The 24863-nt window shown below is 73.6% G+C and carries 31 protein-coding genes and 2 riboswitches; of the genes, 17 read left to right on the forward strand and 14 right to left on the reverse strand.

Features of this window, described 5'->3' with window-relative positions; translation table 11 throughout:
- The first annotated feature begins 35 nt into the window (after positions 1 to 35).
- Positions 36 to 131: riboswitch (glycine riboswitch) on the forward strand.
- A gap of 4 nt (positions 132 to 135) precedes the next feature.
- Positions 136 to 224, forward strand: a riboswitch (glycine riboswitch).
- A 72-nt stretch (positions 225 to 296) separates the two neighbouring features.
- From gcvT to K1Y72_RS15340, 4 genes are all read left to right on the forward strand, one after another.
- The gene (gene gcvT / locus K1Y72_RS15325; protein ID WP_220166999.1) at positions 297 to 1388 is read left to right on the forward strand and encodes a glycine cleavage system aminomethyltransferase GcvT; all 1092 of its coding nucleotides are present in this window, start codon (positions 297 to 299) and stop codon (positions 1386 to 1388) included.
- A gap of 20 nt (positions 1389 to 1408) precedes the next feature.
- The gene (gene gcvH / locus K1Y72_RS15330) at positions 1409 to 1798 is read left to right on the forward strand and encodes a glycine cleavage system protein GcvH (protein WP_220167000.1); all 390 of its coding nucleotides are present in this window, start codon (positions 1409 to 1411) and stop codon (positions 1796 to 1798) included.
- 2 nt (positions 1799 to 1800) lie between these two features.
- Positions 1801 to 3060 (forward strand): serine hydroxymethyltransferase, encoded by a 1260-nt coding sequence (gene glyA, locus K1Y72_RS15335; RefSeq protein WP_308287095.1) that lies wholly within the window; start codon positions 1801 to 1803, stop codon positions 3058 to 3060.
- Positions 3061 to 3129: 69 nt separating this feature from the next.
- Positions 3130 to 4503 (forward strand): L-serine ammonia-lyase, encoded by a 1374-nt coding sequence (locus tag K1Y72_RS15340; RefSeq protein ID WP_220167001.1) that lies wholly within the window; start codon positions 3130 to 3132, stop codon positions 4501 to 4503.
- Here the strand turns inward: K1Y72_RS15340 and K1Y72_RS15345 are convergent.
- Complete coding sequence (locus tag K1Y72_RS15345) at positions 4477 to 4935, reverse strand: ATP-binding protein (RefSeq protein WP_220167002.1); 459 nt, start codon at positions 4933 to 4935, stop codon at positions 4477 to 4479. The two genes, K1Y72_RS15340 and K1Y72_RS15345, sit on opposite strands and share 27 nt — an antisense overlap.
- 137 nt (positions 4936 to 5072) lie before the next feature.
- Between K1Y72_RS15345 and K1Y72_RS15350 the strand changes: the two genes are divergently transcribed.
- The 3 genes from K1Y72_RS15350 to K1Y72_RS15360 all read left to right on the forward strand — a co-directional run bounded on the left by K1Y72_RS15350 (position 5073) and on the right by K1Y72_RS15360 (position 6607).
- Positions 5073 to 5864, forward strand: a complete 792-nt coding sequence (locus K1Y72_RS15350; RefSeq protein ID WP_220167003.1) for a helix-turn-helix domain-containing protein — start codon at positions 5073 to 5075, stop codon at positions 5862 to 5864.
- Positions 5855 to 6040, forward strand: a complete 186-nt coding sequence (locus K1Y72_RS15355; RefSeq protein ID WP_220167004.1) for a DUF397 domain-containing protein — start codon at positions 5855 to 5857, stop codon at positions 6038 to 6040. Before K1Y72_RS15350 ends, K1Y72_RS15355 begins: the two co-directional genes overlap by 10 nt.
- 222 nt (positions 6041 to 6262) lie before the next feature.
- Entirely contained in the window at positions 6263 to 6607 is a 345-nt protein-coding gene (locus K1Y72_RS15360; RefSeq protein ID WP_220167005.1) for a hypothetical protein, read from the forward strand.
- A gap of 31 nt (positions 6608 to 6638) precedes the next feature.
- Here the strand turns inward: K1Y72_RS15360 and K1Y72_RS15365 are convergent, their stop codons facing one another.
- Positions 6639 to 7037 carry a VOC family protein gene (locus K1Y72_RS15365; RefSeq protein ID WP_258572517.1) on the reverse strand — a complete coding sequence of 133 codons (399 nt, stop codon included), beginning with the start codon at positions 7035 to 7037 and terminating at the stop codon, positions 6639 to 6641.
- Between the two features lie 334 nt (positions 7038 to 7371).
- Positions 7372 to 7746 (reverse strand): VOC family protein, encoded by a 375-nt coding sequence (locus K1Y72_RS15370; RefSeq protein ID WP_220167007.1) that lies wholly within the window; start codon positions 7744 to 7746, stop codon positions 7372 to 7374.
- 233 nt (positions 7747 to 7979) lie between these two features.
- Between K1Y72_RS15370 and K1Y72_RS15375 the strand changes: the two genes are divergently transcribed.
- On the forward strand, positions 7980 to 8510 hold the full coding sequence (locus K1Y72_RS15375; protein WP_220167008.1) for a DUF1707 SHOCT-like domain-containing protein: 531 nt from the start codon (positions 7980 to 7982) through the stop codon (positions 8508 to 8510).
- Here the strand turns inward: K1Y72_RS15375 and map are convergent.
- A complete protein-coding gene (map, locus tag K1Y72_RS15380) occupies positions 8507 to 9292 on the reverse strand; it encodes a type I methionyl aminopeptidase (protein ID WP_220167009.1) in 786 nt (261 codons plus the stop codon). The genes K1Y72_RS15375 and map overlap by 4 nt on opposite strands.
- 89 nt (positions 9293 to 9381) lie before the next feature.
- On the opposite strand from map, the gene K1Y72_RS15385 reads away from it, so the two are divergent.
- The 3 genes from K1Y72_RS15385 to K1Y72_RS15395 all read left to right on the forward strand — a co-directional run bounded on the left by K1Y72_RS15385 (position 9382) and on the right by K1Y72_RS15395 (position 10779).
- Positions 9382 to 9651 (forward strand): helix-turn-helix transcriptional regulator, encoded by a 270-nt coding sequence (locus K1Y72_RS15385; RefSeq protein ID WP_220167010.1) that lies wholly within the window; start codon positions 9382 to 9384, stop codon positions 9649 to 9651.
- A gap of 70 nt (positions 9652 to 9721) precedes the next feature.
- A complete protein-coding gene (locus tag K1Y72_RS15390; RefSeq protein ID WP_220167011.1) occupies positions 9722 to 10354 on the forward strand; it encodes a dihydrofolate reductase family protein in 633 nt (210 codons plus the stop codon).
- Between the two features lie 65 nt (positions 10355 to 10419).
- Complete coding sequence (locus K1Y72_RS15395) at positions 10420 to 10779, forward strand: helix-turn-helix domain-containing protein (protein WP_220167012.1); 360 nt, start codon at positions 10420 to 10422, stop codon at positions 10777 to 10779.
- Positions 10780 to 10791: 12 nt separating this feature from the next.
- Here K1Y72_RS15395 and K1Y72_RS15400 read toward each other — a convergent pair whose 3' ends face one another.
- Both K1Y72_RS15400 and K1Y72_RS15405 read right to left on the reverse strand, forming a co-directional pair.
- Positions 10792 to 11388, reverse strand: coding sequence for a ClpP family protease (locus tag K1Y72_RS15400; RefSeq protein WP_220167013.1), 597 nt, complete (start codon positions 11386 to 11388; stop codon positions 10792 to 10794).
- Entirely contained in the window at positions 11385 to 12011 is a 627-nt protein-coding gene (locus K1Y72_RS15405; RefSeq protein WP_220167014.1) for a ClpP family protease, read from the reverse strand. Before K1Y72_RS15405 ends, K1Y72_RS15400 begins: the two co-directional genes overlap by 4 nt.
- Before the next feature lie 195 nt (positions 12012 to 12206).
- On the opposite strand from K1Y72_RS15405, the gene K1Y72_RS15410 reads away from it, so the two are divergent.
- Positions 12207 to 13097 (forward strand): LysR family transcriptional regulator, encoded by an 891-nt coding sequence (locus K1Y72_RS15410; protein ID WP_220167015.1) that lies wholly within the window; start codon positions 12207 to 12209, stop codon positions 13095 to 13097.
- Here the strand turns inward: K1Y72_RS15410 and K1Y72_RS15415 are convergent.
- Together K1Y72_RS15415 and K1Y72_RS15420 are read right to left on the reverse strand one after the other, a co-directional pair.
- A complete protein-coding gene (locus tag K1Y72_RS15415; RefSeq protein ID WP_220167016.1) occupies positions 13085 to 14281 on the reverse strand; it encodes an MFS transporter in 1197 nt (398 codons plus the stop codon). The two genes, K1Y72_RS15410 and K1Y72_RS15415, sit on opposite strands and share 13 nt — an antisense overlap.
- 65 nt (positions 14282 to 14346) lie before the next feature.
- Positions 14347 to 14970: a TetR/AcrR family transcriptional regulator gene (locus tag K1Y72_RS15420; protein ID WP_220167017.1), complete on the reverse strand. Its 624-nt coding sequence runs from the start codon at positions 14968 to 14970 to the stop codon at positions 14347 to 14349.
- Between the two features lie 102 nt (positions 14971 to 15072).
- Between K1Y72_RS15420 and K1Y72_RS15425 the strand changes: the two genes are divergently transcribed.
- The gene (locus K1Y72_RS15425; RefSeq protein WP_258572499.1) at positions 15073 to 16491 is read left to right on the forward strand and encodes an MFS transporter; all 1419 of its coding nucleotides are present in this window, start codon (positions 15073 to 15075) and stop codon (positions 16489 to 16491) included.
- A 1-nt stretch (position 16492) separates the two neighbouring features.
- Here the strand turns inward: K1Y72_RS15425 and K1Y72_RS15430 are convergent, their stop codons facing one another.
- The 3 genes from K1Y72_RS15430 to K1Y72_RS15440 all read right to left on the reverse strand — a co-directional run bounded on the left by K1Y72_RS15430 (position 16493) and on the right by K1Y72_RS15440 (position 18250).
- Complete coding sequence (locus K1Y72_RS15430) at positions 16493 to 16855, reverse strand: YybH family protein (protein WP_220167018.1); 363 nt, start codon at positions 16853 to 16855, stop codon at positions 16493 to 16495.
- A 76-nt stretch (positions 16856 to 16931) separates the two neighbouring features.
- Positions 16932 to 17723, reverse strand: a complete 792-nt coding sequence (locus K1Y72_RS15435) for an SAM-dependent methyltransferase (protein ID WP_220167019.1) — start codon at positions 17721 to 17723, stop codon at positions 16932 to 16934.
- A 68-nt stretch (positions 17724 to 17791) separates the two neighbouring features.
- Positions 17792 to 18250: an Lrp/AsnC family transcriptional regulator gene (locus K1Y72_RS15440; protein WP_220167020.1), complete on the reverse strand. Its 459-nt coding sequence runs from the start codon at positions 18248 to 18250 to the stop codon at positions 17792 to 17794.
- A 78-nt stretch (positions 18251 to 18328) separates the two neighbouring features.
- Here K1Y72_RS15440 and K1Y72_RS15445 point away from each other — a divergent pair, with 78 nt between their 5' ends.
- Both K1Y72_RS15445 and K1Y72_RS15450 read left to right on the forward strand, forming a co-directional pair.
- Positions 18329 to 19411, forward strand: coding sequence for a Glu/Leu/Phe/Val dehydrogenase dimerization domain-containing protein (locus tag K1Y72_RS15445; RefSeq protein WP_220167021.1), 1083 nt, complete (start codon positions 18329 to 18331; stop codon positions 19409 to 19411).
- 4 nt (positions 19412 to 19415) lie between these two features.
- On the forward strand, positions 19416 to 19769 hold the full coding sequence (locus tag K1Y72_RS15450) for a VOC family protein (protein ID WP_220167022.1): 354 nt from the start codon (positions 19416 to 19418) through the stop codon (positions 19767 to 19769).
- Between the two features lie 18 nt (positions 19770 to 19787).
- Here K1Y72_RS15450 and K1Y72_RS15455 read toward each other — a convergent pair whose 3' ends face one another.
- A complete protein-coding gene (locus K1Y72_RS15455) occupies positions 19788 to 20612 on the reverse strand; it encodes an SAM-dependent methyltransferase (RefSeq protein WP_220167023.1) in 825 nt (274 codons plus the stop codon).
- A 43-nt stretch (positions 20613 to 20655) separates the two neighbouring features.
- Between K1Y72_RS15455 and K1Y72_RS15460 the strand changes: the two genes are divergently transcribed.
- Positions 20656 to 21447 carry an aminoglycoside phosphotransferase family protein gene (locus K1Y72_RS15460; protein WP_220167024.1) on the forward strand — a complete coding sequence of 264 codons (792 nt, stop codon included), beginning with the start codon at positions 20656 to 20658 and terminating at the stop codon, positions 21445 to 21447.
- Positions 21448 to 21461: 14 nt separating this feature from the next.
- Here K1Y72_RS15460 and K1Y72_RS15465 read toward each other — a convergent pair whose 3' ends face one another.
- Positions 21462 to 22040 carry a helix-turn-helix domain-containing protein gene (locus K1Y72_RS15465; protein WP_220167025.1) on the reverse strand — a complete coding sequence of 193 codons (579 nt, stop codon included), beginning with the start codon at positions 22038 to 22040 and terminating at the stop codon, positions 21462 to 21464.
- A gap of 96 nt (positions 22041 to 22136) precedes the next feature.
- Between K1Y72_RS15465 and K1Y72_RS15470 the strand changes: the two genes are divergently transcribed.
- Positions 22137 to 23018, forward strand: a complete 882-nt coding sequence (locus K1Y72_RS15470; protein WP_220167026.1) for an SDR family oxidoreductase — start codon at positions 22137 to 22139, stop codon at positions 23016 to 23018.
- A gap of 8 nt (positions 23019 to 23026) precedes the next feature.
- On the opposite strand, the gene K1Y72_RS15475 is transcribed toward K1Y72_RS15470, so the two are convergent.
- Positions 23027 to 24472 carry a hypothetical protein gene (locus tag K1Y72_RS15475; RefSeq protein WP_220167027.1) on the reverse strand — a complete coding sequence of 482 codons (1446 nt, stop codon included), beginning with the start codon at positions 24470 to 24472 and terminating at the stop codon, positions 23027 to 23029.
- Positions 24473 to 24863: the final 391 nt, after the last annotated feature.

Here is a 24863-nt window from a genome sequence, read left to right on the forward strand (position 1 = left end):
CACCCCGTCACCGCTGCTAGATTGGCCGGAGCCGATGATCCCGCGCGGGAGAGTCCCCGGCAGCCGGCCCGGGACGCCGAAGGAGCAAACCCTCCCCGGAACCTCTCAGGCACCCGTACCGCGCGGACGAGGCGACCTCTGGAAAGCGGGGACCGTCGCCGGTCCCCCGCCGAAGGTGAAAGCCCCCGCACGGGGGTGAAGCTCTCAGGCGCCGATGACAGAGGGGGAGGCCGACCCAGCACGGGTGCGGGTGGGACGATGGTCCCGCGCGCGCCCGCGACCAAGGAGCCGACCCGATGTCCGACTCGTCCGCCCTCAAGACGCCGCTGTACGACGTCCACGCCGAGCTCGGCGCGAACCTCGTCGACTTCGCGGGGTTCCTCATGCCGCTCCGCTACGCGAGCGAGGTCGCCGAGCACCGGGCCGTCCGCGAGGCCGCCGGGCTGTTCGACCTCTCGCACATGGGCGAGATCCTGCTGTCCGGCCCGCAGGCCGCCGCCGCGCTCGACTACGCGCTCGTCGGCAACATCACGCCGATGCCGGTCGGCAAGGCCCGCTACACCATGATCGTCGACCGGGACGGCGGGGTGCTCGACGACCTGATCGTCTACCGGCTGGCCGAGCAGACCTACATGGTGGTCGCGAACGCCGCGAACGTCGCCGTCGTCCGGAACGCCCTGGTCGAGCGGGCCGGGGGCTTCGAGACGGTCGTGGACGACCGGTCCGCCACCTACGCGCTGATCGCCCTCCAGGGGCCGGCCGCCGCCGGCGTCCTCGCCCGGTTCACCGCGGCCCCGCTGGACGACCTCAAGTACTACGCGATCATGGCCGCGCCGGTCGCCGGCGTCGACGCCCTGATCGCCCGCACCGGCTACACCGGCGAGGACGGCTTCGAGCTGTTCGTCTCCTCCGACGACGCGGTCAAGCTCTGGAAGGAGCTCGCCGCCGTCGAGGGCGTGACGCCGGCCGGTCTCGCCGCGCGTGATTCGCTGCGGCTGGAGGCGGGCATGCCGCTCTACGGCAACGAGCTCACGGCCGCCACCACGCCGTTCGAGGCGGGCCTCGGCCGGGTGGTGAAGCTGGACAAGCCGGGCGACTTCGTCGGCAAGGCCGCCCTGGCCGCGCAGGCGCAGACCCCGGCAGGCCGTAGGCTCGTGGGACTCGTCGCCCACGGGCGGCGGGCGCCCCGCAAGGGGTACGAGGTCGTCACGTCCGACGGCACGCCGTGCGGTGTCGTGACGAGCGGCGCCCCGTCGCCCACACTGGGCAGGCCGATCGCCATGGCGTACCTCGACAGCGGTGCCGCCGAGTCCGGCCTCGCGGTGGACGTGCGCGGCCGGCGCGAGCCGGTCGACGTGGTGCCCCTGCCGTTCTACAAGCGTTCCTGAGATCTGGAGAAGAAGGACAAGTGAGCGTTCCCGAGCAGCTCCGTTACAGCGAAGAGCACGAGTGGGTGGACGGCCTCGGCGGCGAGTCGGACATCGTCACCGTCGGCGTCACCGCGCACGCGGCCGACGCCCTGGGCGAGATCGTCTTCATCGAGCTGCAGGTGGCCGAGGGCGAGACCGTCGAGGCGGGCGAGACCTGCGGCGAGGTGGAGTCCACCAAGTCGGTCAGCGACCTGTACTCCCCCGTCACCGGCGAGGTCACCGCGATCAACTCCGCGGTGATCGACGAGCCCAAGGTGATCAACGACGACCCGTACGGCGAGGGCTGGATCTTCAAGGTGCGGATCGCCGACGAGCCCGGCGACCTGCTCGGCGCCGAGGCCTACACCAAGCTGATCGAGGAGGACTAGGCGTGGCGTCGCTGCATGACTCCCTGGCCGCCGCCGACCCCGAGGTCGCGGAGGCCGTCGCGGGCGAGCTGCGCCGCCAGCAGTCCACCCTGGAGATGATCGCCTCGGAGAACTTCGCGCCGGTCGCGGTGCTGGAGGCCCAGGGCTCGGTCCTCACCAACAAGTACGCCGAGGGCTACCCCGGCAAGCGGTACTACGGCGGCTGCGAGTACGTCGACGTCACCGAGCAGCTCGCCATCGACCGCGCCAAGGCGCTGTTCGGCGCCGAGCACGCCAACGTCCAGCCGCACTCGGGCGCGCAGGCCAACACCGCGGTGTACTTCGCGCTCCTCCAGCACGGCGACACGATCCTCGGCCTGGACCTCGCGCACGGCGGGCACCTCACCCACGGCATGCGGCTCAACTACTCGGGCAAGACGCTGAACGTGGTGCCCTACCACGTGCGCCCCGAGGACGGCCTGGTCGACATGGACGAGGTCCGCGCCCTCGCCGAGGAGCACCGGCCCAAGATGATCGTCGCGGGCTGGTCGGCGTACCCGCGCCGGCTCGACTTCGCGGCCTTCCGCGAGATCGCCGACGCGGTCGGCGCGCTGCTCATGGTCGACATGGCGCACTTCGCGGGGCTCGTCGCGGCGGGCCTGCACCCGTCGCCGGTGCCGCACGCCGACGTCGTCACCACCACCACGCACAAGACCCTCGGCGGCCCGCGCGGCGGCCTGATCCTGGCGCGCGAGGAGTACGGCAAGAAGATCAACTCGGCCGTGTTCCCGGGCATGCAGGGCGGCCCGCTGGAGCACGTCATCGCCGCCAAGGCGGTCGCGCTGAAGTTCGCCGCGTCCGAGGAGTTCAAGGACCGGCAGGCGCGCACCGTCGAGGGCGCCCGCATCCTCGCCGAGCGCCTGCTCGCCGAGGACACCGCGAAGGCCGGCGTGAAGGTGCTGACCGGCGGCACCGACGTGCACCTGGTGCTCGTCGACCTCGTCGGCTCCGACCTCACCGGCCGCGACGCCGAGGACCGCCTGCACGATATCGGCATCACGGTGAACCGCAACGCCGTCCCGAACGACCCGCGCCCCCCGATGACGACGTCGGGCCTGCGGATCGGCACCCCGGCCCTGGCGACCCGCGGCTTCACCGCCGAGGACTTCGCCGAGGTCGCCGACGTCATCGCGCTGGCGCTCCAGCCGTCGTTCGACGCCGCGGCGCTGTCGGCCCGGGTGAAGGCCCTCGCCGACAAGCACCCCCTGTACCCGAACCTGTAGGTCCCCTCCGCCCGCCCCGCGGACACAGCTCCGCGGGGCGGGCGCGCTACAACGAGGTAGCCCCACCCCATGGCGATCAGCGTTTTCGACCTCTTCAAGATCGGCATCGGGCCGTCCTCGTCGCACACCGGCGGGCCCATGGCCGCCGCGCACCGCTTCGCGCGCGGCCTCGACGCCGACGGCCTGCTCGCGAAGACCGCCCGCGTCCGGGCCGTCCTGTACGGGTCGCTCGGCTTGACGGGCAAGGGCCACGGCAGCGACAAGGCCGTCATCCTCGGCCTGGAGGGCGACAAGCCCGAGCTTGTGGACGTCGACACCGTCGACGCCCGCCTCGCCGCCATCCGCGCGTCCGGCACCCTGCGCCTGTTCGGCTCGCACGACATCCCGTTCGTCGTCGGCGAGGACCTGGAGTTCGAGCGCAAGGAGTCCCTGCCGGGCCACCCGAACGGCATGCGCTTCACCGCTTACGGCGCGGACGGCGCCGAGCTGCGCGCCCGCGTCTACTACTCGGTCGGCGGCGGCTTCGTCGTCGACGAGCACGCCACCGGCGCCGACCGCATCAAGGCCGACGACACCGTCCTGCCGCACCGCTTCGACACCGCCGCCGAGCTCCTCGACCGCTGCCGCGAGACCGGCCTGTCGATCTCGGGGCTGATGCTGGAGAACGAGCTGGCGTTCGGCCGCACCGAGGCCCAGGTCCGCGCGGGCCTCGTCCGGCACTGGCGCGTCATGCAGGAGTGCGTGGAGCGCGGCATCGCCCGCGAGGGCCTGCTGCCCGGCGGCCTCAAGGTCCGCCGCCGCGCCCACCAGCTCCACCGCCAGCTCACCACCGAGAAGCAGGACGATCCGCTCGCCGCGATGGACTGGGTCACCCTGTTCGCCCTCGCCGTCAACGAGGAGAACGCCGCCGGGGGCCGCATCGTCACCGCCCCCACGAACGGCGCGGCGGGCATCATCCCCGCCGTCCTGCACTACTATGCCCGCTTCGTCCCGGGCGCCGACGACGCGGGCGCCGTCCGCTTCCTGCTCGCCGCGGGCGCCATCGGCGTCCTGTTCAAGCAGAACGCCTCGATCTCCGGCGCCGAAGTGGGGTGCCAGGGCGAGGTCGGCTCGGCCTGCTCGATGGCCGCCGCCGGCCTCACCGAGGTCATGGGCGGCACGCCGGAGCAGGTGGAGAACGCCGCCGAGATCGGCATCGAGCACAACCTTGGCCTGACCTGCGACCCCGTCGGCGGCCTCGTCCAGGTCCCCTGCATCGAGCGCAACGCCGTCGGCGCCATCAAGGCCATCAGCGCCACCCGCATCGCCCTCCGCGGCGACGGCCGCCACTTCGTGACCCTCGACCGCGCCATCAAGACGATGCGCGACACCGGCCGCGACATGCTCGACAAGTACAAGGAGACGAGCCGCGGCGGCCTAGCCGTCAACGTCATCGAGTGCTGACGGGTCCACCTCCGCGTCCAGCACGGCCCACACCCCCTTGCCGCCGGCGACGGGGTGGTGCCATCCCCAGCTCCGCACGAGGAACCCGATCATCGACAGCCCCCGCCCCGACGTGGCGCGCAGGCTGAACTCCTGAGGCTCGGGCTCCTTCTCGCTGGCGTCGCCGACGACGCACACCACCCCGCCCTCCGACCGGTACAGCGCAACGGTAATCGGCCGCCCCGGCACGTGCGCGTGCCGGTAGGCGTTCGTCACCAGCTCGCTGACGACGACCTGCGCCGGGAAGAGCGACGCCTCCGCGTACCCGTGGTCGTAGAGCCAGTCCCCCACCCACTCCCGCGCCACCTTCACCGACTCCGCCGCCGACCCCACCCGCAACCGCGTCACCCCGCCCACCACCACCGGCGGCGCCCCGACCACCCACTCACCCACGACGATCTCCCGTCACCCATCGGATTCGACTAGTGACACAGTGGCCCCACCGGGGCTACGGTTACTACGCAAGCAGAACATCGCCAACAGAGCGCAAGCACTCGCAAGCTCATTGCAAGCTTCCAGGGAGTACAGGCATGTCACCTGCAAGCACCCCCAGCGAGGTCTTGTCCTTCGCCGAAGTGGCGAAGAGATTGCGAAAAGAAGCCGGACTCACCCAGGCCCAAGCCGCCGCCGCCGCGAGCGTGTCACGTTCGTACATCGGGCAGGTCGAATCGGGAACGACACGATGCCGACTTGATTTCACGCAACGGCTCGATCGGGCTATCCACGCGAACGGCCAACTGGTCACCGCCTGGGAGGATCTGCTGGAAAGCATCAAGACCACGAAGTACCCCCGGTATTTCGTGAGCTTCCCCAAGGCCGAGAAGGCCGCCGTACTGCTGCGCTGCTACGAAGAGCGCCTGGTGTACGGACTCTTCCAAACCCAGGATTACGCCCGGGCCCTGCTCCCCGACGAAGAATCCTTCATGAGCAGGATGGAACGACAGAAAGTACTGCTCCGAGAAAATCCACCCGCAATATCCGTGGTGATGGACGAGAGCGTGCTGTACCGCGAGTTGGGCGGACCATCGGTGATGCACGCTCAACTAGAGCACCTACTTGGCCTATCGGAGAGACCGAACATCACACTGCAGATCCTACCGATCATCTACGTTCGTAATGTGTGGGGGACATTCGCGATAGCCACCGGGAAGGACAACTCCCAAGTCGTCTACACCGACAAGGCATACGGCGGCGAGACGTCCATGAACGAGGATGACATAGCATTCGTGAACGAGACCTTCACGAGGCTGCAAGCAGAGGCCCTCAACGCGAGAGACACGAGAGCTTTCATCAGAAAGGTGATCCAAGAGCGATGGACATGAGCAACGCCGCGTGGCGCAAGTCCACTTACAGTAACGAGTCCGGATCGAACTGCGTCGAACTCGCAGCCACAACCTCTCTGCTCGCCGTGCGCGACTCCCAAGCCCCCCAGGCCGGCTACCTCCTCCTCACGCGCGACCAGTTCGCCCACCTCAGCGCCGCCATCAAGGCCCTCTAGCCGGTTGAGATGCGGCGTGTTGGGCACTTTGAAGATCGAAAGTGCCCAACACGCCGCATCTCAACCGGCCCTGCCGATCCCTCCATTGCCCGGAGCAGTCGAATCTGGGGCGCGCCGATACGAACGCCGGCGAAGGCGCGGCGTGGGGCTTGGGCAGCCTCGAATGGTTCTCGATGGCGAGTCCCCTGAAGGGCGAGCGGGACCCCGCCATAGGATGGCCGGATGGGGCTGGACTTTTCTGATGATTTTCTTGGTCTGCTCAACTCGGAAAGTAATTTCCAGAGCAGACCCTCGTTTCATGTCCGAGAGATCTACGAGGAGGGACGGCGTTGGAATGAGGTCGTCCTGATCTTCTCCCTCGATATCCGGCCTGCCGAGAGCCGGGACGTGCAGAAGTGGGAGTTGAGGCTCTCTTATCCGCTGGAGGAACTGGCCGGGGCGATGCTCGGGGCGGACTCCGGGCAGCGGGAGTGGATCGCCATGATGATGCGGACCCATGTCGCGGAGTGGTGGGCGACCAAAGACCAGGTCGCGGAATTCACGGCGGCCGGGCGCAGGGTCGGCTAGGGCAGCCCGCCTTCTTCGATCATTACGCGGGTCAGGTGTCGGATTCGAGGGCGAAGGTGTTGCCGTCGGGGTCCTGGAACCAGGCGAGACGGCCGCCGCCGGCGCGGGGTGTGATGCCGTTGGCGTCGTGCTCCAGGCCGTCGTAGCGGGTGAAGGCGACGCCGGCGGCGGTGAGCTCGGCGACGGTCGCGTCGAGGTCGTCGACGTACCAGACCGCCATGGTCGCCTGGGAGTGCCCTGCGGTGTTCGACTGGTACACGTTCAGGGCCGGGCCGCCGCCGGAGGCGTAGATGCGGCTGCCGTCGGGGATCGCGGCGCTGGGGCCGGACCGCAGCGCTCGCAGGCCAAGCTTTCCTTCATAGAACGCGATCGCTCGCTGAATGTCCGACACGGCGACGGAGGCGTGCAAGGGAAAATCGCTCAAAGCCATGAACCACTCTCCCACAGCCCTCCGTCAGCGACCCCTGCCGCTCATGACCGCCTGGTCATTGCTCGTTGACTTGCGGCGTGTTGCGTGTTGGGAGCGCTCCCAACACGCAACACGCCGCAAGTCAACGAAGGATGACCGAGTGGTCGCTTTTCTGGGCCGTCTTCTCCCGCGCCGCGGCGGTGTCGCCGAAGGTCCAAAGGGGCAGGACGACCGGCCGGCCGGCGGGGTCCTCGAAGAGGACGGCGCCGCGCTCGTTCCAGTAAGGGTCGGCGGCGTGCGATGGCGCTCCGTCCCGGCCGGGCGCCGCCGGGTGCCCGGCCGGGGCGGGGCGGGGTCACAGGTAGGGGCGGGTGATCAGCTCGATGGCGTGGCCCGCCGGGTCCTTGAAGTAGACGCCGCGGCCGCCGTGCTCGGTGTTGGTCTCGCCGGGGCGCCGCATCCGGGGGTCGGCCCAGTGCTCGACGCCGCCGTCGCGGAGGCGGGCGTAGGCGCGGTCGAACAGCTCGTCGTCGACGAGGAACGCGTAGTGCTGCATCTGGATGTCCACCGGCGGCTCGGCGAACTGGAGCAGCACGCCACCGTCGAGCTGGATGTTGATGAACGGACCCCAGGACGGCGCTTCGGGAAGCTCCAGCAGTTCCCGGAAGAAGCGCGCCGACGCCTCGCGGTCCTTGACGGCGATGATGGTGTGGTTGAACGTGACTGGCATTCGGCTGGCCTCGCTGATCGTTCGGCACGGGAAGGGGACTCGCGGTGCGCGAGCGCCGGGAGGTCCGCGTGCCGGGCGGGGGTGCTTCGCGCGCGCCCGCCGTGCGATCAGCTCTCCACCGGGTCGCCCGTCCGTGCGTGGCGCGAGGCCGGTCCGGTGTTCACGTCGGAGGACGATACGGCGTCAGTCCCGGGACGGCAACGCCCGGCCGCCGGCTTGCTAGCGTGCCGGGTATGGCGGACGATCTGCCCGAGCTGCGGGCGTCGCACGGGGACCGGGACCGCGCCGTGGACGCGCTGCGGGTCGCCGCGGGCGACGGGCGGCTGGACGCCGGGGAGCTCGACGAGCGCGTGGAGCGCGCGCTGGCGGCGCGGACGCTCGGCGAGCTGGCCGCGCTGACCGCCGATCTCGCGGCGCCGGACGGCGACGTCCTGGTGATCGAGCAGGTGGGCGGCAAGTACGTCAAGGACGGGTCCTGGCAGGTGCCCGCCCGCATCAAGGTCCGCACGCAGATGTGCCGCGTGACCCTGGACTTCACCCGCGCCGCCGTCACCTCCAGCCTCCTGCGGGTCGACGTGGAGATGGCGCGCGGCAGGCTGGTCGTCGTCGGCGCGCCCGGCGTGGTGTTCGACGCGGACGGGCTCAACGTCACGTACTCCAAGGTCAAGCTGCGCCCGCGAGGGGCCGGCGACCCGCTGCTGCGGGTCGAGCTCGCCGGCTCGCTCGTCCACGCCAAGGTCGTCGAGCGCCGCCCGCGCCGCTAAGCGGCGACGGCCTCGTCGGGGCGGCGGGTGAGGACGAGGGCGGCGCCTTCGGTGATGGCGACGGTGTGCTCGGAGTGGGCGGTGCGGGAGCCGTCGGCGGAGCGGATCGTCCAGCCGTCGGGGTCGTAGACGATGCGGTCGGTGGTGCGTGCGAACCAGGGCTCCAGGGCGAGGGTCAGGCCCGGCTGGAGCTTCACGCCGCGGCCCGGACGGCCCTTGTTGGGGATGTGCAGGTCCTCGTGCATGGTGCGGCCGATGCCGTGGCCGCCGAACTCGGTGTTGACCGGGTAGCCGTAGGCGTCGGCGACCGCGCCGATCGCCGCCGAGATGTCGCCGAGGCGGTTGCCGGGGCGGGCCGCGTCGATCGCCGCCGCCAGGGCCTCCTCGGTGGCGCGGACGATCCGCAGGTCCTCCTCGGCGGGGGTGCCGACGATGACGGTGCGCGCCGAGTCGGCGGCCCAGCCGTCGATGGTGACGGCGATGTCGGCGCTGAGGACGTCGCCGTCGCGCAGCGTGTAGTCGCGGGGCAGGCCGTGCAGGACGGCGTCGTTGACCGACAGGCAGATGACGTTGCGGAACGGGCCGCGCCCGAAGGACGGCGCGTAGTCCCAGTAGCAGGACTCCGCGCCGCGCCGCTTGATCATGCCGCGCACGTGGTGCTCCAGCTCCATCAGGTTGACGCCCACGTCGGCGATCTCGCCGACCTCGGTGAGCACCTCGGCGATGAAACGGCCGGTGACGTGCATGCGCTCGATCTCGGCGGGCGACTTCAGTTCGATCACGGGTACCTCGGCAGCGGGACGGGATGGTATTTCTATACCGGCCACCCTAGTCCTTGACGGTATAGAAATACCAGCCCTACCCTGGGCGCATGGTCCGCCACCCCCTCACGCCCGAGCAGATCGAAGCCGGCCGGCGCCTCGGCGCCCTGCTGCGCCGCGCGCGGGCGGGGCGCGAGCTCGCGGACGTCGCGCTGGCGGCCGGCGTCTCCCCGGAGACCCTGCGCAAGATCGAGACGGGCCGGCTGCCGTCCCCCGGCTTCGGGACGATCGTCCGGCTGGGCGCGGCGCTCGGCGTGCCGGTGCAGGACCTCGCGGACGCCTGGCGCGGCCGCGACCTGCCCCTCGGCGCCGTTTCCTGACGGAGCGATGAGTTCGCCGGGGCGCGCCGGTCTGCCTTGCCGAGACGAACCGACGCACCGGGAGCACACCATGGGCCTCATCCACATCGAGCTTTTCGCGACCCTCGACCTCGTCGGGCAGGCGCCCGGCGGCCCCGACGAGGACCCGGACGGCTTCCCGTTCGGCGGCTGGCAGGCGCCGCTGCTCGACGAGGTCGGCGGCGCGCAGGTCGACGCCGCGTACGAGAGCACCGACGCCCTGCTGCTCGGCCGCCGCACCTACGACATCTTCGCCGCCTACTGGCCGCACCAGAAGGGCGGCGAGGACGGCGCGATCGCCGACCTGTTCAACGGCATCCCCAAGTACGTGGCCTCGCGCGGCAACCCCGACCTGTCGTGGGAGGGGTCGACGCGGCTCGGCCCGGACCTGGCCGCCGCGGTGCGCGAGGTCCGCGACCGGCACGAGAACATCAAGGTCGTCGGGAGCCTGGACCTAGTGCAGACGCTGCTGCGCGAGAAGCTCTTCGACCGCCTGGACCTCTGGATCCACCCGATCGTGCTCGGCGTCGGCAAGAAGGTGTTCGACGGCGGCGCGGTGCCCACGAACCTCACCCTGCTGGAGCCGCCTGCGGCCGGGCCGAAGGGCGGGGTGTTCCTGCGCTATGGCCTCGCCGACGGCACGCCGGGGACGGGCGACATGAGCGCGCCCGACCGCGGCGTCTGACGGCGCCGTTCTGCGGAGGGCGGAACGCGTGGTGCGCGTCCGGTATGCCGGGTTACCGTGGGCGCATGGCCGAGACGACACGCCCGCGCCCGCCCGCCGACGACGAGACGCCGGCCCGCCCGGCGGAGCCGCTGTGGCGCGACGCGCTCGGCCGCTGCCTGCGCGACCTGCGGGCGGAGCGCGGCGAGATCCTGGTGGAGACCGCGCGCCGCGCCGGGGTGTCCCCGCAGTACCTGTCGGAGATGGAGCGCGGCGTCAAGGAGCCGTCCAGCGAGATGATCGCCGCGGTCGCGGGCGCCCTCGGCACGACGCTCGGCGACCTGACGCTCGCGGTCGCGACGAGCCTGCTGGCCGTGCCGGCCGGGCCGGCGGCGGCGCGGCCGGCCGGCCCGACCTGCATGGCCGCGTACGCGCTCGCCGCCTGACCGTCACCCGCGCTACCCCGGCTGCCGGTCCTCCAGGACGTGGTCGACGAGGCCGTACTCCCGCGCCGCCGTCGCGGTGAAGACGCGGTCGCGGTCGGTGTCGGCGCGCAGCGTCGCGGTGTCCTGCCCGGTGTGGCGGGACAGGATGCGCTCGATGTCGGCGCGCACGCGCACGACCTCGTCCGCCTGGAGGATCAGGTCGGGGATCGCGCCGCGCCCCTGCCCCACCGGCTGGTGCAGGACGACGCGGGTGTGCGGCAGCGCGGAGCGCTTGCCGGGCGCGCCCGCCGCGAGCAGCACGGCGCCGACGGCGACGGCCTGCCCGACGCACGTCGTCGCGACCTGCGGGCGGATGTAGCGCAGCGTGTCGTAGACCGCGAGCATCGCGCTCGGGTCGCCGCCCTCGCAGTTGATGTAGAGCTGGACGTCCTGCTCGGGGCTGTCGGCCTCCAGGTGCAGGAGCTGCGCGACGAGGGCGTTGGCGACGCCCGCGTCGATGGCGGTGCCGAGGTAGACGATCCGCTCGGCGAGCAGGTGCGAGTAGACGTCCATGATCCGCTCGCCGCGGGGGTGCTGGGCGATGACGTTGGGGATCGTGTAGGTGCTCATCGGGCGGCTCCGGAGGGGACGCCGAGGCCGACCCGGCGGTGGCGGGCGGGCACGAGCTCGTCGTAGGAGCCGACGATGGCGTCGACGAACCCGTAGTCGATGGCCTCCTGCGCGGTGTACCAGCGGTCGTGCAGGGAGTCCTCGAAGACGCGTTCCAGGGGCTGGCCGGTGTCCTCGGCGATGAGGCCGAGGACGGTGTCGCGGGTGTGGCGCAGGTCGTTGGCCTGCAGCTCGATGTCGACGGCGGCGCCGCCGATCCCGGCGGACCCCTGGTGCATCAGGACGCGGGCGTGCGGCAGGGCGCGGCGCTTGCCGGGCGTCCCCGACGACAGCAGGAACTGCCCGGCGCTGTAGGCGATGCCGAACACGACCGTGGCCACGTCGCACGGGACGAGCCGCATGACGTCGCGGATCGCGAGCATCGCCGGCACCGACCCGCCGGGCGAGTGGATCCACAGCGCGATGTCGGCCGCGGCGTCCTCGCCCGCCAGGGTGATCAGCTGGGTGGCCAGCAGCGTGCCGTTGTCGTCGTCGAGCGGACCGTCCAGGACGAGGACGCGCTGCGCGTAGAGCTCGCGGCGCGTCCGCCCGTCGAACATGGGGCTCTTCTCTTCCTCGCTCATGCCCTCCACCCTGCGGCGTCGCGGGCACCGCTCCCAGCCCGATCCGCCCACGGCGGATCCGCTCTCAGCAGCGCGGCCGCGCTCAGCGGGTCCGTCCCTCCGCCGTCGTTCCGCAATACTGCGATCATCACGGGAAGAGATGGATGCACCCAAAGCAATCTTGTCATCGCATTGATCGTGCGGGATCATCGTCCGATGGAGCTGAAGCAGATCCGGTACGCCGTCGCCGTCGCCGATACCGGGAACTTCACCCGGGCCGCCGAGCGGTGCCTCGTCGTGCAGTCCGCGCTCAGCCACCAGATCGCCCGGCTGGAGCGGGAGCTCGGGGCCAAGCTGTTCGACCGGACCAGCCGGCGGGTGCGGGTGACTCCCGCGGGCGAGGCGTTCCTCGTCGCGGCGCGCCAGTGCCTGGACGCGGCCGAGCGGGCCGCCGCCGACGTCGCCGCCGCCGTCGGCGAGGTGCGCGGGCGGCTCGCGGTCGGGCTGATCCCGACCGTCGCGGCAGTCGACGTCCCGGCCGTGCTCCGCGACTTCCGCCGGCGCCACCCCGAGGTCCGCATCAGCCTGCGGGTGGGCGGCAGCGACGAGCTCGTCGAGCAGGTGCGGGAGGGGGTGGTCGAGGCGGCCTTCCTCGGGCTGCCGGCGACCGCCCGGCCCACCGGCGTGCACGTGCGCGAGCTCGCCCGGGACCGGCTCGTCGCGGCGGTGCCGCCCGACCACCCCCTCGCGGGAGAGACGTCGATCGCCCTCAGCCGGTTGGCCGCCGAGGCGTTCGTGGACCTGCCGGAGGGGACGGCGGGCCGCGTCCAGTCCGACCAGGCGTTCGCCGCCGCGGGCGTGCACCGCAGCGTCGCCTTCGAGGTGACGAGCGCGGAGTTCATGGCCCGGCTGATCGCCGAGGGCCTCGGGGTGGGGCTGCTGCCCGCCAGCTACGTCCCCCGGCTGTCCGGGCTCGCCACCATCGAGATCACCGACGCGTCGGCCCGCGTCGAGTACGTGGTGTGGAGCCGGGCGGGCTGCACCCCGGCCGCGCGGGCGTTCCTGGCCCTGCTCGGCATCCCCGACGCGGACGCTCAGGCCCGGTAGGGGCGGAGGGCGGCGAGCAGGGCGAGGCCCGTCAGGGCCGCCGCCAGGCCGCACACGCCGCCCCAGCCGCCGGCCGACCAGGCGAGCGGCGCGAGCACGCCGCCGGCGGCGCCGCCCGCGAAGAACAGCGTCATGAACACGGCGTTGATCCGGCCGCGCGCCTCGGGCCGCAGCTCGTAGCTGATGTTCTGGGAGGCGTTGAGCATGGCCGTCTGCCCGATGTTGAGCAGGACGATCCCGGCGGCGAGCCAGCCGGCGCCGCCGTCCCGGGCGGGGAGCAGCACCGCCCAGGAGGCGGTGGCGAGCGCCAGGCCGGTGAGGAGGACGGCGCGGGGGTGCCCGCCGTCCACGAAGCGTCCGGCGAGCGGCATGCAGAGGGGGCCGACGGCGCCGATGAGGCCGGCCAGGCCGATCGTCGAGGCGCTCCAGCGGTAGGGCGGGCCGTCGAGCAGGAACGTGAGGGTGGCCAGGTGCGCGCTGTACCCGGCCATGCCCAGCGCGGCGACGGCGACGGGGCGGCGCAGCGCCGGCAGCTCCACGAGCAGCGCGGCGGTGGAGCGCAGCAGGGCGCCCGGACGCGTCCCGGCCGCCGCCGTCGCCGGCAGCGTCCGCAGCACCGCGACGGCGACGGCCAGCAGGAGCGCGGCGGTGATCCAGTACACCGACCGCCAGCCGGCGACGTCGGCCACCGCCCCGGAGAAGGCGCGGCCGGCGAGCCCGCCGCCGAGGACCCCGGCCATCACGACGCCGACGTCGCGCGCCCGCCGCTCCGGCGGGCCGATCTCGGCGGCGAAGGGCACGAGGACCTGGGCGCCGACCGAGGTGACGGCGACGAGCCCGGTCGCCGCGAGCAGCAGCGGCCCGTTGGGGGCGAGGCCGGCCAGGGCCAGCAGCACGCCGGTGGCGGCGAGCAGCGCCGCCGCGAGGTCGCGGCGCGGGTAGCGGTCGCCGAGCGGGACAAGGAGCGCCAGCCCGAGGGCGTAGCCGATCTGGAAGACCGCCACGACCAGGCCCGCGACGGTGGCCGACATGTGCAGCTCCGCGCGCAGGACGCCGAGCAGCGGCTGCGCGAAGTAGTTCCCGGCGACGGACAGGCCGGCCGCCAGCGTCATCACCGGCAGGGCCGCCCGCGGGGCGCGCGGTGCGACGGCGGGGGCGTTCGGAGGGGCGGAGGTGCGCGTCATGGACCCATGATCGGCCCGCTTCTATCCATGAGTCCAAGTCATTCTTTTCATTCGATCGATCTGTATCAACGATCGTTTGGCGCGGGCGCGACGCCGGTGCGGAGGGCGGTGAAGAGGCGGTCGAAGCGGGCGCGGTGGTCGGCGAGGACGGCGTCCCGGGGGTCGCCGGCGACGAGGCGGCGCGCGGTCTCCACCAGGACGGCGCCGTAGCCGGCGATGAAGAAGGCGGCAAGCAGCGTCGCGTCGCCGTCGAAGGCCGGGTCGCGGTCCAGCTCCCCGGCGAGAACGGCCTGGAGCTCGGCGGCGATCTCCCGGGCGCGGGCGAGGAGGGCGGGCGAGCCCGCGACGGTCCGGAAGAAGGGGACGGACCGGTCGTTGAGGCCCGAGAGCGGGTGGCGCTCGTCGAGGAGGCGCCGGGCGGCGGCGTGCAGGGCGTCCAGCGCGTCGGTGCCCGGCGCCCGGTCGCGGACCGCCGCGCGCAGCAGGCCGGCGGCGTCGGCCGAGCGGTCCAGGAAAAGGTCCTCCTTGCGCGGGAAGTGCTTGAACACCGTCACGCTCGACACCCCGGCCGCGCGGGCGACCTCGGCGACGGTCACCGCGTCGAAGCCGCGCTCGTGGAACAGGCCCGCGGCGATCTCGGCGATCCTCGCCCGCGTCCGCGGCCCGCCCCGCGCGTCGGTCCTGGCCATCGGACCCCCTCTGTGTTGTGCGACTAAACTTAGTGACATAACCTAGTGGTGCCGTCCCCGGGACGGACCACCGCCATTCTCGCCACCCCGAGGGAGTTCTCCATGCTCATGACCCAGGCCCCGCCGCGCTCGCTGCGGGAAGCGTGGCCGGCCCTCGCCGGGCTGTCCGCCGTGTTCCTGTTCGAGATGCTCGACACCTCGATCCTCACCGTCGCGCTGCCCACGATCGGCCGCGACCTGCACGCCTCCACGACCGCCCTCCAGTGGGCGACCGGCGCCTACACCGTCGTGTTCGGCGGGCTCATGCTCGCCTTCGGCGCGGTCGCCGACCGGTTCGGGCGGCGGCGCGTCATGCTCGCCGGGCTCGTCCTGCTCGGCGCGGCGAGCCTGGCGACCGCGCTCGTCGCCTCGGTGGGGCAGCTCATCGCGGTGCGGGCGGTCATGGGGGTCGCGGCCGCGATGACCACGCCGGGGTCGATGGCGCTGGCCTTCCGGCTGTTCGAGGAGGACCGCCTGCGCGTCCGCGCGATGACGCTGATCTCGACGGTCGGCCTGGCCGGGCTCGCGGTCGGCCCGACCGCCGGCGGCTTCGTCCTCGCGGTCGCGCCGTGGCAGGCGCTGCTGCTGGTGAACGTGCCGATCGCCGCGCTCGCGTTCGCCGGCGTGCGGTCCGGGATCGCCGCCGACGACGCGGCCGGCCTGCACCGCGCTCCGGTGGACGTCGCGGGCGCGCTGCTCGGCACGGCGACGATCGTCCTCGCGCTCGTCGCGCCGACGCTGTTCGTCGGCGGGGGCGCGGGGTCGTGGGGCGCGTGGGCGGCGACGGCGGCGGCCGTCGCGGGGGCCGTGCTGTTCGTCCTGCGCGAGCGTTCGGCGCGGCATCCGCTGCTCGATCTCGGGCTGGTGACCCGTCCCCTGGTGTCGAGCGGGCTGGCGTTCAAGGCCGCGGCCGGGCTGGCGACCGCGGGCCTCGGCTACCTGGTCACGCTGCACCTCCAGCTCGCCTGGGGATGGTCGCCCGGTCTCGCCGCCCTCGGAATGCTGCCGCAGGTCGTGGTGCTCGTCGCGGGCGGCGCGCTCGTCGACCCGTTCGTGCGGCGGGTCGGCCTGGAGCGGGCCGCGTGGCTGAGCGCGGCGGCGGTCGTGTGCGGGCTCGGCGTCTACGGCCTGCTCGGGCGGTCCGGGTACGGGTGGGTCGCGGTCGCGCTCGTCCTCGTGGCGGCCGGGATGCGCGTCGTCGGCGTCGTGGCGGGCGTCAACGTGCTGCGCGGCCTGCCCGAGGAGCGGACGACGGTCGGCGCGGCTCTCACCGACACCGTCACCCAGGTCGCCTCGGGCGCCGGCATCGCGGTCGCCGGGACCGTCCTCGCGGCGCTGTTCGCGGGCGACGTCGCCGCGCCGTCCTGGACCGCGCGGCAGGCCGCGCAGTTCCAGGACGCCGTGACGGTCGGGGGCCTCGCGCTCACGGCCCTGTCCGCGGCGCTCGTCGGCTGGGGCTTCGCCCGCGCGCGGCGGCCGTGACTCAGGCGCCGGGGGTGACGAACTCGGGCTGGTCGAGCACGCGCAGCCAGCTCCCGTCGGGCTGGCGCCGGACGACCTGCGCGCGGGCCCCGGCGCCGTCCCTCGGCGGCGTCGAGGTGAGCGCGATGTCACCGCTGATCAGCGTGGGCAGCGGCTCCTCCTGCTCGAAGCGCGGCCGGTTCGCCAGCACCTTCGCCCACAGGTCGCGGATGGCCTCCCGGCCGACCGTCTGACTCCCGGGCGGGTAGGCCAGCACCGCGTCCTCCGCATAGAGGGCGGCGACCCCGTCGGCGTCGCCGGCGTTGGAGCGCTCGACGAACAGGCGGGTGATGTCCTCGGGCCGCATCGCTTTCTCGTATCCCATGGCTTCAAGCCTGCCCCGGGGCCCCATCAGAAGTCCAACAGATGGTTGTGATGGGAACGAGAAGCGGAAGTGATGGCTACCGGCGGCCGACGCCCGCCAGCATGGGCAGGCCCGCCATGTTCTCCGGGACCTCGGCCGGCTCCCGCTGCCACTCCCCGAGCGGCACGAGGCCCGGCTCCACGAGGGTGAAGCCGTCGAAGAACGCGGCGATCTCGGCCTCGGTGCGCGGCGTCCCGCGGTCGGTCGCGGTCTTGTAGCGCTGCACGGCCTCCCGGATCTCCTCGCTGATCAGGCCGTGCGAGATCGCCAGGTGACCGCCGGGCGCCATCGCGTCCCGGAACGCCGCCACGACGCCGTGCGCGTCCTCCTCGGGGGACAGGAAGTGCAGCGAGGCGACGAACAGGACGCCCACCGGCCGCCCGAAGTCGATCAGCTCGCGCACCGCCGGGTCGTCCAGGATCGCGGCGGGCTCGCTCATGTCGGCCTGGAGCATGCGGGTGCCGGTGCCGGCCAGCAGGGCGTTGCCGTGGCTCACCACGACCGGGTCGTTGTCGACGTAGACGACCCGCGCGTCCGGGTTCAGCGCCTGCGCCACCTGGTGCACGTTGTTCTCGGTCGGCAGGCCGGCGCCGACGTCGACGAACTGGTCGACCCCCTGCTCCACCATGAAGCGGACCGAGCGGCGGATGAACCGCCGGTTGGCGATCGCGGCGTCCGCGGCGCGCGGCCACGCCTCCAGCATCCGCTCGGCGAGGAGCCGGTCGGCCTCCAGGGTGTCCTTGCCGCCGAGGAGGTGGTTGTAGGCGCGGGCGATGTTCGGCGGCGCGGCCCCCTGCGAGGGCAGCGGTCCCGAGTCGTCAGAAGCCATGGCCGCCTCCCTGGCGCAGATCATCCGGCAGCCCACAAACTACAGCGTTCCCGTCCTTCTGGACGGCGTTAGGGATCGAGAGGGTCGAGGACCCGGTTGTGCGCGTGCTGGTAGATCACCGAGGTGCGGAACCCGACGACCTCGCGGCGCCCGGTGAACTTGTCCATGAGGAAGCCGTGCAGGTGGTCCACGCCGGGCACCGCGACGTGCACGATCATGTCGTCGCCGCCGGTGACGACGTAGACGGTGACGACCTCGGGCAGCCCGGCGGCGTAGGACTTGAACCCCTCGATGACCGGCCGGCTGAGCGGCCGGATCTGGAAGTGGACGAGCGCCTGGACGTGGCGGTTCAGCGCGGCCGGGTCGACCGCGGCGTGGTAGCCGGTGATCACCCCGCGGGCGCGCAGCGCGCGGACGCGCTCCAGGCAGGTCGACGGGGCGATGCCGAGCGCGCGGGCGAGGTCGCGGTTGGTCTGCCGCGCATCGCGCTGCAGATGCCGCACGATCGCCGAATCAAGTTCGTCCATGACCGGGATGATAGGACCGGAACCGTTTTTCGTTCGGCGAGCGTTCTCCAGAGCCGTGGCGGCGGCTAGCTTCGCGGCATGGATGCCGTACTTGAGCGAGCACTCGTCGCCCCCACCCATGAGCTGGTGCAGGTCGTGCGCGGCCGCCGCAGCGGGCTGGCCGTCACCCTCGCGATCCACTCCAGCGCCCTCGGACCGGCCGCCGGCGGGTGCCGGATCGTCCACTACCCCGACCCCGCCGCCCCCGTGACGGACGCGCTGCGGCTGTCGGCGGCGATGACCGTCAAGAACGCGCTGGCCGGCCTGGACAACGGCGGCGGCAAGGCGGTCGTCGCGCTGCCCACCCCCGAGCGGCCGGCCGGCGCCGCGCGCGCCGCGCTGCTGCACGACGTGGGCGACGCGATCGAGGCGCTCGGCGGCCGCTACGTCACCGGCCCGGACGTCGGCAGCGGCCCGGCCGACATGGCCGTGATCGGCGAGCGCACCGCGCACGTGTGCTGCCGTCCCGCCGCCGACGGCGGCAGCGGCGACTCCTCCCCGCACACCGCGCGCGGCGTCCTGGCCGCGCTCGGCGCGGTGGTCGAGGAGGCGTTCGGCTCCCCCGGCCTCGCCGGCCGGACCTTCGGGGTGATCGGCCTCGGCGCGGTCGGCGCGCGGGTGGCGCGGCTGCTGCGCGAGGCCGGCGCGCGGCTGACGGTGACCGACGTCGCCCCCGCCGCCCGCGGCCTCGCCGCGGAGCTCGGCGCGACCTGGGCGGACCCGGGCGACGCCCTCGCCGCGCCCGTCGACGTCCTGGTGCCCGCCGCGCTCGGCGGCCTGCTGACGCCCCGCACGGTGCCGCTGCTGCGCTGCGCCGCCGTCGCCGGTCCGGCCAACAACCAGCTCGACGCGCCGGGCACCGCCGACCTCCTCGCGGACCGGGGCGTCCTCTGGGCGCCGGACGTCGTGGTGAGCGCGGGCGGCGTCGTCCACGCGACCGGCGTCGAGCTGCGCCGCGAGCCGCCGGAGCGGTCGGCCGAGCGCGTCGACGGCATCGCCGCGACGCTCCGCGAGGTCTTCCGCCTGGCCCGCGCCGAGCGGATCACCCCCGCCGCCGCGGCCGACCGGCTCGCCGCGCTGCGCGTCCGCCGGGCCGCCTCCGGCACCGTCCGGGAGGGCTGAGCCGATGGCCAATCGCTGGATCGGCGTGACCGTCGACTGCGTCGACGTGGAGCGGGTGGCGGCGTTCTGGAGCGCCCTGCTGGACCGCGAGCCGGGCCCGACCCGGCCCGGCTGGGTCTACCTCGGCCGCCACGACGACCCGCAGCCCCGGCTGGTCTTCCAGCCGGTGGCGACGCCCAAGGAGGGCAAGGTCCGCCTGCACCTGGACGTCCTGGTCGACGACATCGACGCCGGGATCGCCCAGGTCGTCGCGCTGGGCGGCCGCCCCACCGGCGAGCGGCACGACTACGACGAGGGCGTGGTCGTGGTGATGGAGGACCCGGAGGGCCACGAGTTCTGCCTGTCCCAGTTCTACTGACGAGGAGCGCGGCGCCTGTCAGGGTTTGCGGCCGATGCCGCCGACGGCCCAGGTCGACTGCGGGTCGGGGGCGGCCCCGCCGTCGTCGGGGCGCCACCGGTGCACCGGGACCAGGCCGGGCGGCAGCAGGTCCACGCCGCGCATCAGCTCCGCCACCTCGGCGGCGGTCCGCAGGTTGGCGCGGGTGGTGGCGCCCCGGACGGTCCCGTTGTCCTGGTAGAGGTCCGCGAGCCGGGCGGTCGTCTCGGGGGCGGGGTCGCTGATGGCGTGCGACAGCAGCAGCAGGCTCCCGGCGGGCACCCGGGCCAGCAGCCCCTGCACGATGCGGTCGGCCACGTCGTCCTCGGGGATGACGGCGAGGGTGGCGTGCAGGACGAGCCCGACCGGCTCCCCCGGTTCGAGGACCGGGGCGACGGCGGGGTCGTCCATCAGCGCGTCGGGGTCGCGGGCGTCGGCGAGCAGGATGCGCGACGGCCCGTCGAGGCCGAACTCCGACGCCGCGTGCGCCGCCACGACCGGGTCGTTGTCGACGCAGACCAGCCGGTACCCGGGCGCGATCTCCTGGAGGATCTCGTGGGTGCTGCCCTGGGTGGGCAGCCCGCAGCCCACGTCGAGGAACCGCCGGACGCCCTCAGCGACCATCGCCTCCACCGCGCGGCGCTGGAACCGGCGCGCGTACCCCACGGCCAGCCGCAGGTCGGGCGCGATCCGCAGGGCCTGCTCGGCGGCCGCGCGGTCCACGGCGAAGTTGTCCTTGCCGCCGCGCAGGTAGTCGAGGATGCGCGCCTCGTTGGGAACATCGGGGTGGAAGCCCGCGTGCTCGCCGGTCCGTGATGAGGGCATCCGCCGACGGTAGTGCCGTACACGCCTTTTGGGGGTGCAGGTCATGAAAAATGCGATCGAGACGGGACCGCACACGGTCACGAAACGGTTCCCGGAGGGGGACCGCGACCGGTGCGAACGCGAATGGCGCGCCCTGACACTCCTCGCCGCCCACGCGCCGGGCCTCGCGCCCGAACCCCTGGAGCTGGACGCCGGCGCCGCGCGCCCGCTGATCGTGATGTCCCGCCTGCCCGGCGTCCCGCTGCGCGGCCGACCGCTGGACGCACGGCAGGTCGCGGCGCTCGCGACGGCCGTGCGGCAGGTGCACGCGGCGGTGCCGCCGAACGTCCTCGCGGACGTTCCGGAGCGGCCGGGCCGTCCGGCGGAGCTCGCCGCCTGGATCCGGACGCGGGCCGTCCCGCACGTCCGTCCCCGCGTCTCCGGCGAGGTGGCCGGGGCCGTCGACGCGGGGCTCGCGTGGCTGGACGGCGCGGACCTGGACGCGGACGCCGCGCCCGCCTTCGGCCCCGGGGACGGCAACCTCGCCAACTACCTGTGGGACGGGACGCGCGTCCGCGTCGTCGACTTCGAGGAGTCCGGGCGCAGCGACCGCGCCTTCGAGCTGGCCGAGATCACCGAGCATGCGGCCGCCTGGGTCGAGCACCCCCTGGAGGTGGCCGCGTTCCTCGGGCATTGCGACCTGACGGCGGCCGAGGGCGTCCGGCTGTGCGCGTGCCGGAGGCTGCTCGCGTTCGTCTGGTTGCTCATGCTGGCCGCCGACGGCGCGCCGGGCGCGCGCAACCCGCCCGGGACCGCCGAGCGCCAGGCCGGGCGCCTCGCGGCGCTGCTCGGCTGAGCGCGGGCGGGCGGTCAGGCGCCGAGGGCCGCCGCGGACGCCTGGAGGTCGCGGAGCGTCTCGTGCGCGATGTCGGTGAAGGGCCGCGCGTTCCCCTCCTCGGTCCAGGACTCGAAGGCGAGGCCGAAGGCCAGGACGCCGATCTCGGCGGCGAGGCGCGCGGTCGTGTCGCCGGTGCCGCGCGCGCGGAACGCGGCGGCCATCGCGGCGGCGACGCGCGAGAGCTTCAGCAGCTCGCGCTCCCGCAGCTCGCTGCTGGAGGCGACCACCGCGCGCCGCTGCCGGGCCAGCCCGCGCCGCTCGGCGGTGAAGGACGCCGCCGCGGCGGCGTCCAGCGCCGCCGCGAGGCAGGCGGCGGGCGGCGCGGGCGGCGGGGCGGCCGCGATCGCCCCGGCGAGCAGGTCCGCCAGCAGGTCCGGCGCGCCGAACAGCACCTCGCGCTTGTCGGCGAAGTGCCGGAAGAAGGTGCTCTTGGTCAGCCCGGCGCGCTCGGCGATCGCCGCCACCGTCGTGGCGTCGTACCCGTGCTCGACGAACAGGTCGAGCGCCGCCCGTTCCAGGCGTTCGCGAGCGTTCGGTTCCCATCGGCCCATGCCGAGCAGTCTAGTGATGCGACCAAGTCCCATCGCGAGGTAGAGTGATGGGACAAAGTCCCGTCACGGGGCGGTCCACACCTCAGGGGGTCTCCCATGCGCATCTTCGTCACCGGCGCGTCCGGCTGGATCGGTTCGGCCGTCGTCCCCGAGCTCGCCGGCGCGGGCCACGAGGTCGTCGGCCTCGCCCGCTCGGACGCCTCGGCCGCCGCCGTCACCGCCCTCGGCGCCGAGGTGCTCCGCGGCGACTTCCAGGACGCGGACGTGCTGCGGGCCGGGGCCGAGGGCGCCGACGGCGTCGTCCACCTGGCCTTCATCCACGACTTCACCCGCTTCGACGCGGCGATCGAGGCCGAGCGGCGCGCCGTCGAGACGCTCGGCGCCGTCCTGGAGGGCACCGGCAAGCCGCTGGTCATCGCCTCGGGGACGCCCGCCGTCCCGGGCCAGGTCGCGACCGAGCGGGACGACCCGGCCACCGGCGGCCCCGCCGCGGGCCGGATCGCCAACGCCCGCGCGGCCCTCGCCTTCGCGGACCGCGGCGTCCGCGCGTCCGCCGTCCGGCTGCCCCGGTCGGTGCACGGCGAGGGCGACCGCCACGGCTTCGTCGCCCAGCTCGTCGGCATCGCCCGCGAGACCGGCGTCGCCGGCTACGTCGGCGACGGCGCCAACCGCTGGCCCGCCGTCCACGTCGCCGACGCCGCGCGCCTGTTCCGCCTCGCCGTCGAGGAGGCCCCGGCGGGCTCGTCCCTGCACGCCGTCGGCGACGAGGGCGTGCGGGGCGACGCCATCGCCGCCGCGATCGGGCGCCGCCTGGACGTGCCGGTGGCGCCCGTTCCCGCCGAGGAGCTCGGCTTCCTCGGCGCCCTCCTCGCGATCGACCAGCCCGCCTCCGCCGCGCTCACCGCCGAGCTGCTCGGCTGGCGGCCCGAGCGCCCCGGCCTCATCGAGGACCTGGACGCCGGGCACTACTTCGCCTGAGCGGCGGGTCAGCCGTTGGCGATGCGGAGGACGCCCGTCTCGGTGCCCTGGTAGACGACGCCCGGCGTGATCGTGCCGACCATCTGCAGCGTGTCGTAGACGAACCCGGTGCCGAGGCTCTTGGTGCGGACGGTCGCGCCGGTCGCCGGGTCGATCTCGGTGTAGACGTAGGTGTCCAGGATCGACGACGCGGTGGTGCCGGGGATGACCGGCTTGCGGACGACGGTGCGCAGCAGCCCGTCGGCCGTCGACAGGCGCGGGACGGCCGCCGACCGGACGGTGTTGTCCCAGGCCAGGGTGCAGCCGGAGGCGGTGACGTTCACCCGCGACAGGCCGCCGATGAAGTCGGCGGACGCCGGGACGCTGTCGCCCGCGCCGTCGGGCAGCTTCGGGTACGGGTAGCCGTAGGTGCTGGCGATGAACACCGCGTTGCCGGCGCCGATGGGCGAGTTCTCGCTGCCGCTGCCGCCCGCCTTCAGCACGGGGATCTTGCAGATCTGCCGCCCCGTCCCGGTCGCGTACACTAGCAGGTTCACCGTCGGCGCGGCGTTGTCGACGATGGTGACGTAGTCGGTGCCCTTCGCCGGCCCGAAGAACGTCGGGGTGGAGCCCGAGCCCCAGCTGAGCTGGCCCGGCTTGCGGCCCGGACCGCGGTCGTAGGGCTGGCGCCACACCACCGACGGCGTCCCGGCGGCGTCGGCGCGCAGCAGGTAGGTGGCGTGGCTGGTGGTGACGGCCGTGCCCTCGGGCGCGGTGGAGATGCTGTTGGCGACCGTCTCCCCGGCCGGCAGGGCCAGGGTCTTCACGACGCCCGCGGTGTCGTCGGCGGTGCCGACGAGGCCGCCCGCGGTCGCGAACCAGACCCGGCCCTGCCAGTCCGGCGAGAGGCCGACGACGGAGTCGTCGCCGAGGGCGGCGTCCAGCGGCAGCCGGCTCGCGATGTACAGCTCCCAGGCGCCGGCGGCGTTCTTGCGGTGGCCGACGCGCAGCAGGTCCTTGGTGCCGTCCACGACGACGAGCCGGTCGGCGTTGTCGAGGTAGGCGTAGACGCCGCCGAGCAGCGAGCCCTTGGTGAGGCCGAGCTCGGCGACCGAGTCGCCGGTGGCCGGGTCGAGCAGGTGCACGGTCGGCGCCTGCCCGAAGATCTCGGTGCAGAGCGCGACGGGGTACCCGTCGGAGCCCGCGAGGACCGTCGGGCACGCCGACGCGAGCGCGGCGCGGTGCGAGGTCAGCGACGCGGACGTCGGGCCGGCGATCGGGGTGGCGTCGGACGAGCCGGTGTCGCCGTGCATGGTGGCGGTCCCGGCGGGACCGGCGTAAGGGTTGCGGGGCGGCAGCGGCTCGTAGGGGCTCGCGGCGGAGGCGGGCGGGGCGGCCGACAGGGCCGCGGCGAGCACGCCGCCGGCGACGGCGGCGCGCGCCAGGGCGGCACGGGGCGAGACGGTGATGCGCAAGGGGACTCCGCGGGGGTGACGGGGCGGCGGGGGCGGTCGCCCCGTGAGGGGGCGCACGCCGGTGATCACAAAATACACTTTCCCGACTAGAAGAGTAGAGATTGCACACCGGAAGACCCCTCCCGGCCCCCGCCCCGCCTCCGCCCCGTCCTCGCCTCGAGCACCCCCAACCGCACACGGGCACCCCCCGCCATGACCACCCGGCCACCTCCTGTTGAGATGCGGTGTGTTGGCCTTTGGGAGCGCCCCCAAAGGCCAACACGCCGCATCTCAACGACGAATGACCAGGTGGTCGCCGCCTTGGCCGGCCGGACGGGGCGCTCCCGCCGCCAAGCGACCGCCCGGTCACCTCTGGTTGAGATGCGGCGTGTTGGCCACTTCGGAGATCCGA

Source organism: Actinomadura parmotrematis (assembly GCF_019458805.1).
Classification (GTDB): domain Bacteria; phylum Actinomycetota; class Actinomycetes; order Streptosporangiales; family Streptosporangiaceae; genus Spirillospora; species Spirillospora parmotrematis.

Bases quoted from the DNA above. Each gene is read 5' to 3' on its own strand.
- gcvT (WP_220166999.1), top strand. From the start codon at position 297: ATGTCCGACTCGTCCGCCCTCAAGACGCCGCTGTACGACGTCCACGCC.
- K1Y72_RS15340 (WP_220167001.1), top strand. From the start codon at position 3,130: ATGGCGATCAGCGTTTTCGACCTCTTCAAGATCGGCATCGGGCCGTCC.
- K1Y72_RS15350 (WP_220167003.1), top strand. From the start codon at position 5,073: ATGTCACCTGCAAGCACCCCCAGCGAGGTCTTGTCCTTCGCCGAAGTG.
- K1Y72_RS15355 (WP_220167004.1), top strand. From the start codon at position 5,855: ATGGACATGAGCAACGCCGCGTGGCGCAAGTCCACTTACAGTAACGAG.
- K1Y72_RS15360 (WP_220167005.1), top strand. From the start codon at position 6,263: ATGGGGCTGGACTTTTCTGATGATTTTCTTGGTCTGCTCAACTCGGAA.
- K1Y72_RS15365 (WP_258572517.1), bottom strand. From the start codon at position 7,037: ATGGCTTTGAGCGATTTTCCCTTGCACGCCTCCGTCGCCGTGTCGGAC.
- K1Y72_RS15370 (WP_220167007.1), bottom strand. From the start codon at position 7,746: ATGCCAGTCACGTTCAACCACACCATCATCGCCGTCAAGGACCGCGAG.
- K1Y72_RS15375 (WP_220167008.1), top strand. From the start codon at position 7,980: ATGGCGGACGATCTGCCCGAGCTGCGGGCGTCGCACGGGGACCGGGAC.
- K1Y72_RS15385 (WP_220167010.1), top strand. From the start codon at position 9,382: ATGGTCCGCCACCCCCTCACGCCCGAGCAGATCGAAGCCGGCCGGCGC.
- K1Y72_RS15390 (WP_220167011.1), top strand. From the start codon at position 9,722: ATGGGCCTCATCCACATCGAGCTTTTCGCGACCCTCGACCTCGTCGGG.
- K1Y72_RS15395 (WP_220167012.1), top strand. From the start codon at position 10,420: ATGGCCGAGACGACACGCCCGCGCCCGCCCGCCGACGACGAGACGCCG.
- K1Y72_RS15400 (WP_220167013.1), bottom strand. From the start codon at position 11,388: ATGAGCACCTACACGATCCCCAACGTCATCGCCCAGCACCCCCGCGGC.
- K1Y72_RS15405 (WP_220167014.1), bottom strand. From the start codon at position 12,011: ATGAGCGAGGAAGAGAAGAGCCCCATGTTCGACGGGCGGACGCGCCGC.
- K1Y72_RS15410 (WP_220167015.1), top strand. From the start codon at position 12,207: ATGGAGCTGAAGCAGATCCGGTACGCCGTCGCCGTCGCCGATACCGGG.
- K1Y72_RS15415 (WP_220167016.1), bottom strand. From the start codon at position 14,281: ATGACGCGCACCTCCGCCCCTCCGAACGCCCCCGCCGTCGCACCGCGC.
- K1Y72_RS15420 (WP_220167017.1), bottom strand. From the start codon at position 14,970: ATGGCCAGGACCGACGCGCGGGGCGGGCCGCGGACGCGGGCGAGGATC.
- K1Y72_RS15425 (WP_258572499.1), top strand. From the start codon at position 15,073: ATGCTCATGACCCAGGCCCCGCCGCGCTCGCTGCGGGAAGCGTGGCCG.
- K1Y72_RS15430 (WP_220167018.1), bottom strand. From the start codon at position 16,855: ATGGGATACGAGAAAGCGATGCGGCCCGAGGACATCACCCGCCTGTTC.
- K1Y72_RS15435 (WP_220167019.1), bottom strand. From the start codon at position 17,723: ATGGCTTCTGACGACTCGGGACCGCTGCCCTCGCAGGGGGCCGCGCCG.
- K1Y72_RS15440 (WP_220167020.1), bottom strand. From the start codon at position 18,250: ATGGACGAACTTGATTCGGCGATCGTGCGGCATCTGCAGCGCGATGCG.
- K1Y72_RS15445 (WP_220167021.1), top strand. From the start codon at position 18,329: ATGGATGCCGTACTTGAGCGAGCACTCGTCGCCCCCACCCATGAGCTG.
- K1Y72_RS15450 (WP_220167022.1), top strand. From the start codon at position 19,416: ATGGCCAATCGCTGGATCGGCGTGACCGTCGACTGCGTCGACGTGGAG.
- K1Y72_RS15455 (WP_220167023.1), bottom strand. From the start codon at position 20,612: ATGCCCTCATCACGGACCGGCGAGCACGCGGGCTTCCACCCCGATGTT.
- K1Y72_RS15460 (WP_220167024.1), top strand. From the start codon at position 20,656: ATGAAAAATGCGATCGAGACGGGACCGCACACGGTCACGAAACGGTTC.
- K1Y72_RS15465 (WP_220167025.1), bottom strand. From the start codon at position 22,040: ATGGGCCGATGGGAACCGAACGCTCGCGAACGCCTGGAACGGGCGGCG.
- K1Y72_RS15470 (WP_220167026.1), top strand. From the start codon at position 22,137: ATGCGCATCTTCGTCACCGGCGCGTCCGGCTGGATCGGTTCGGCCGTC.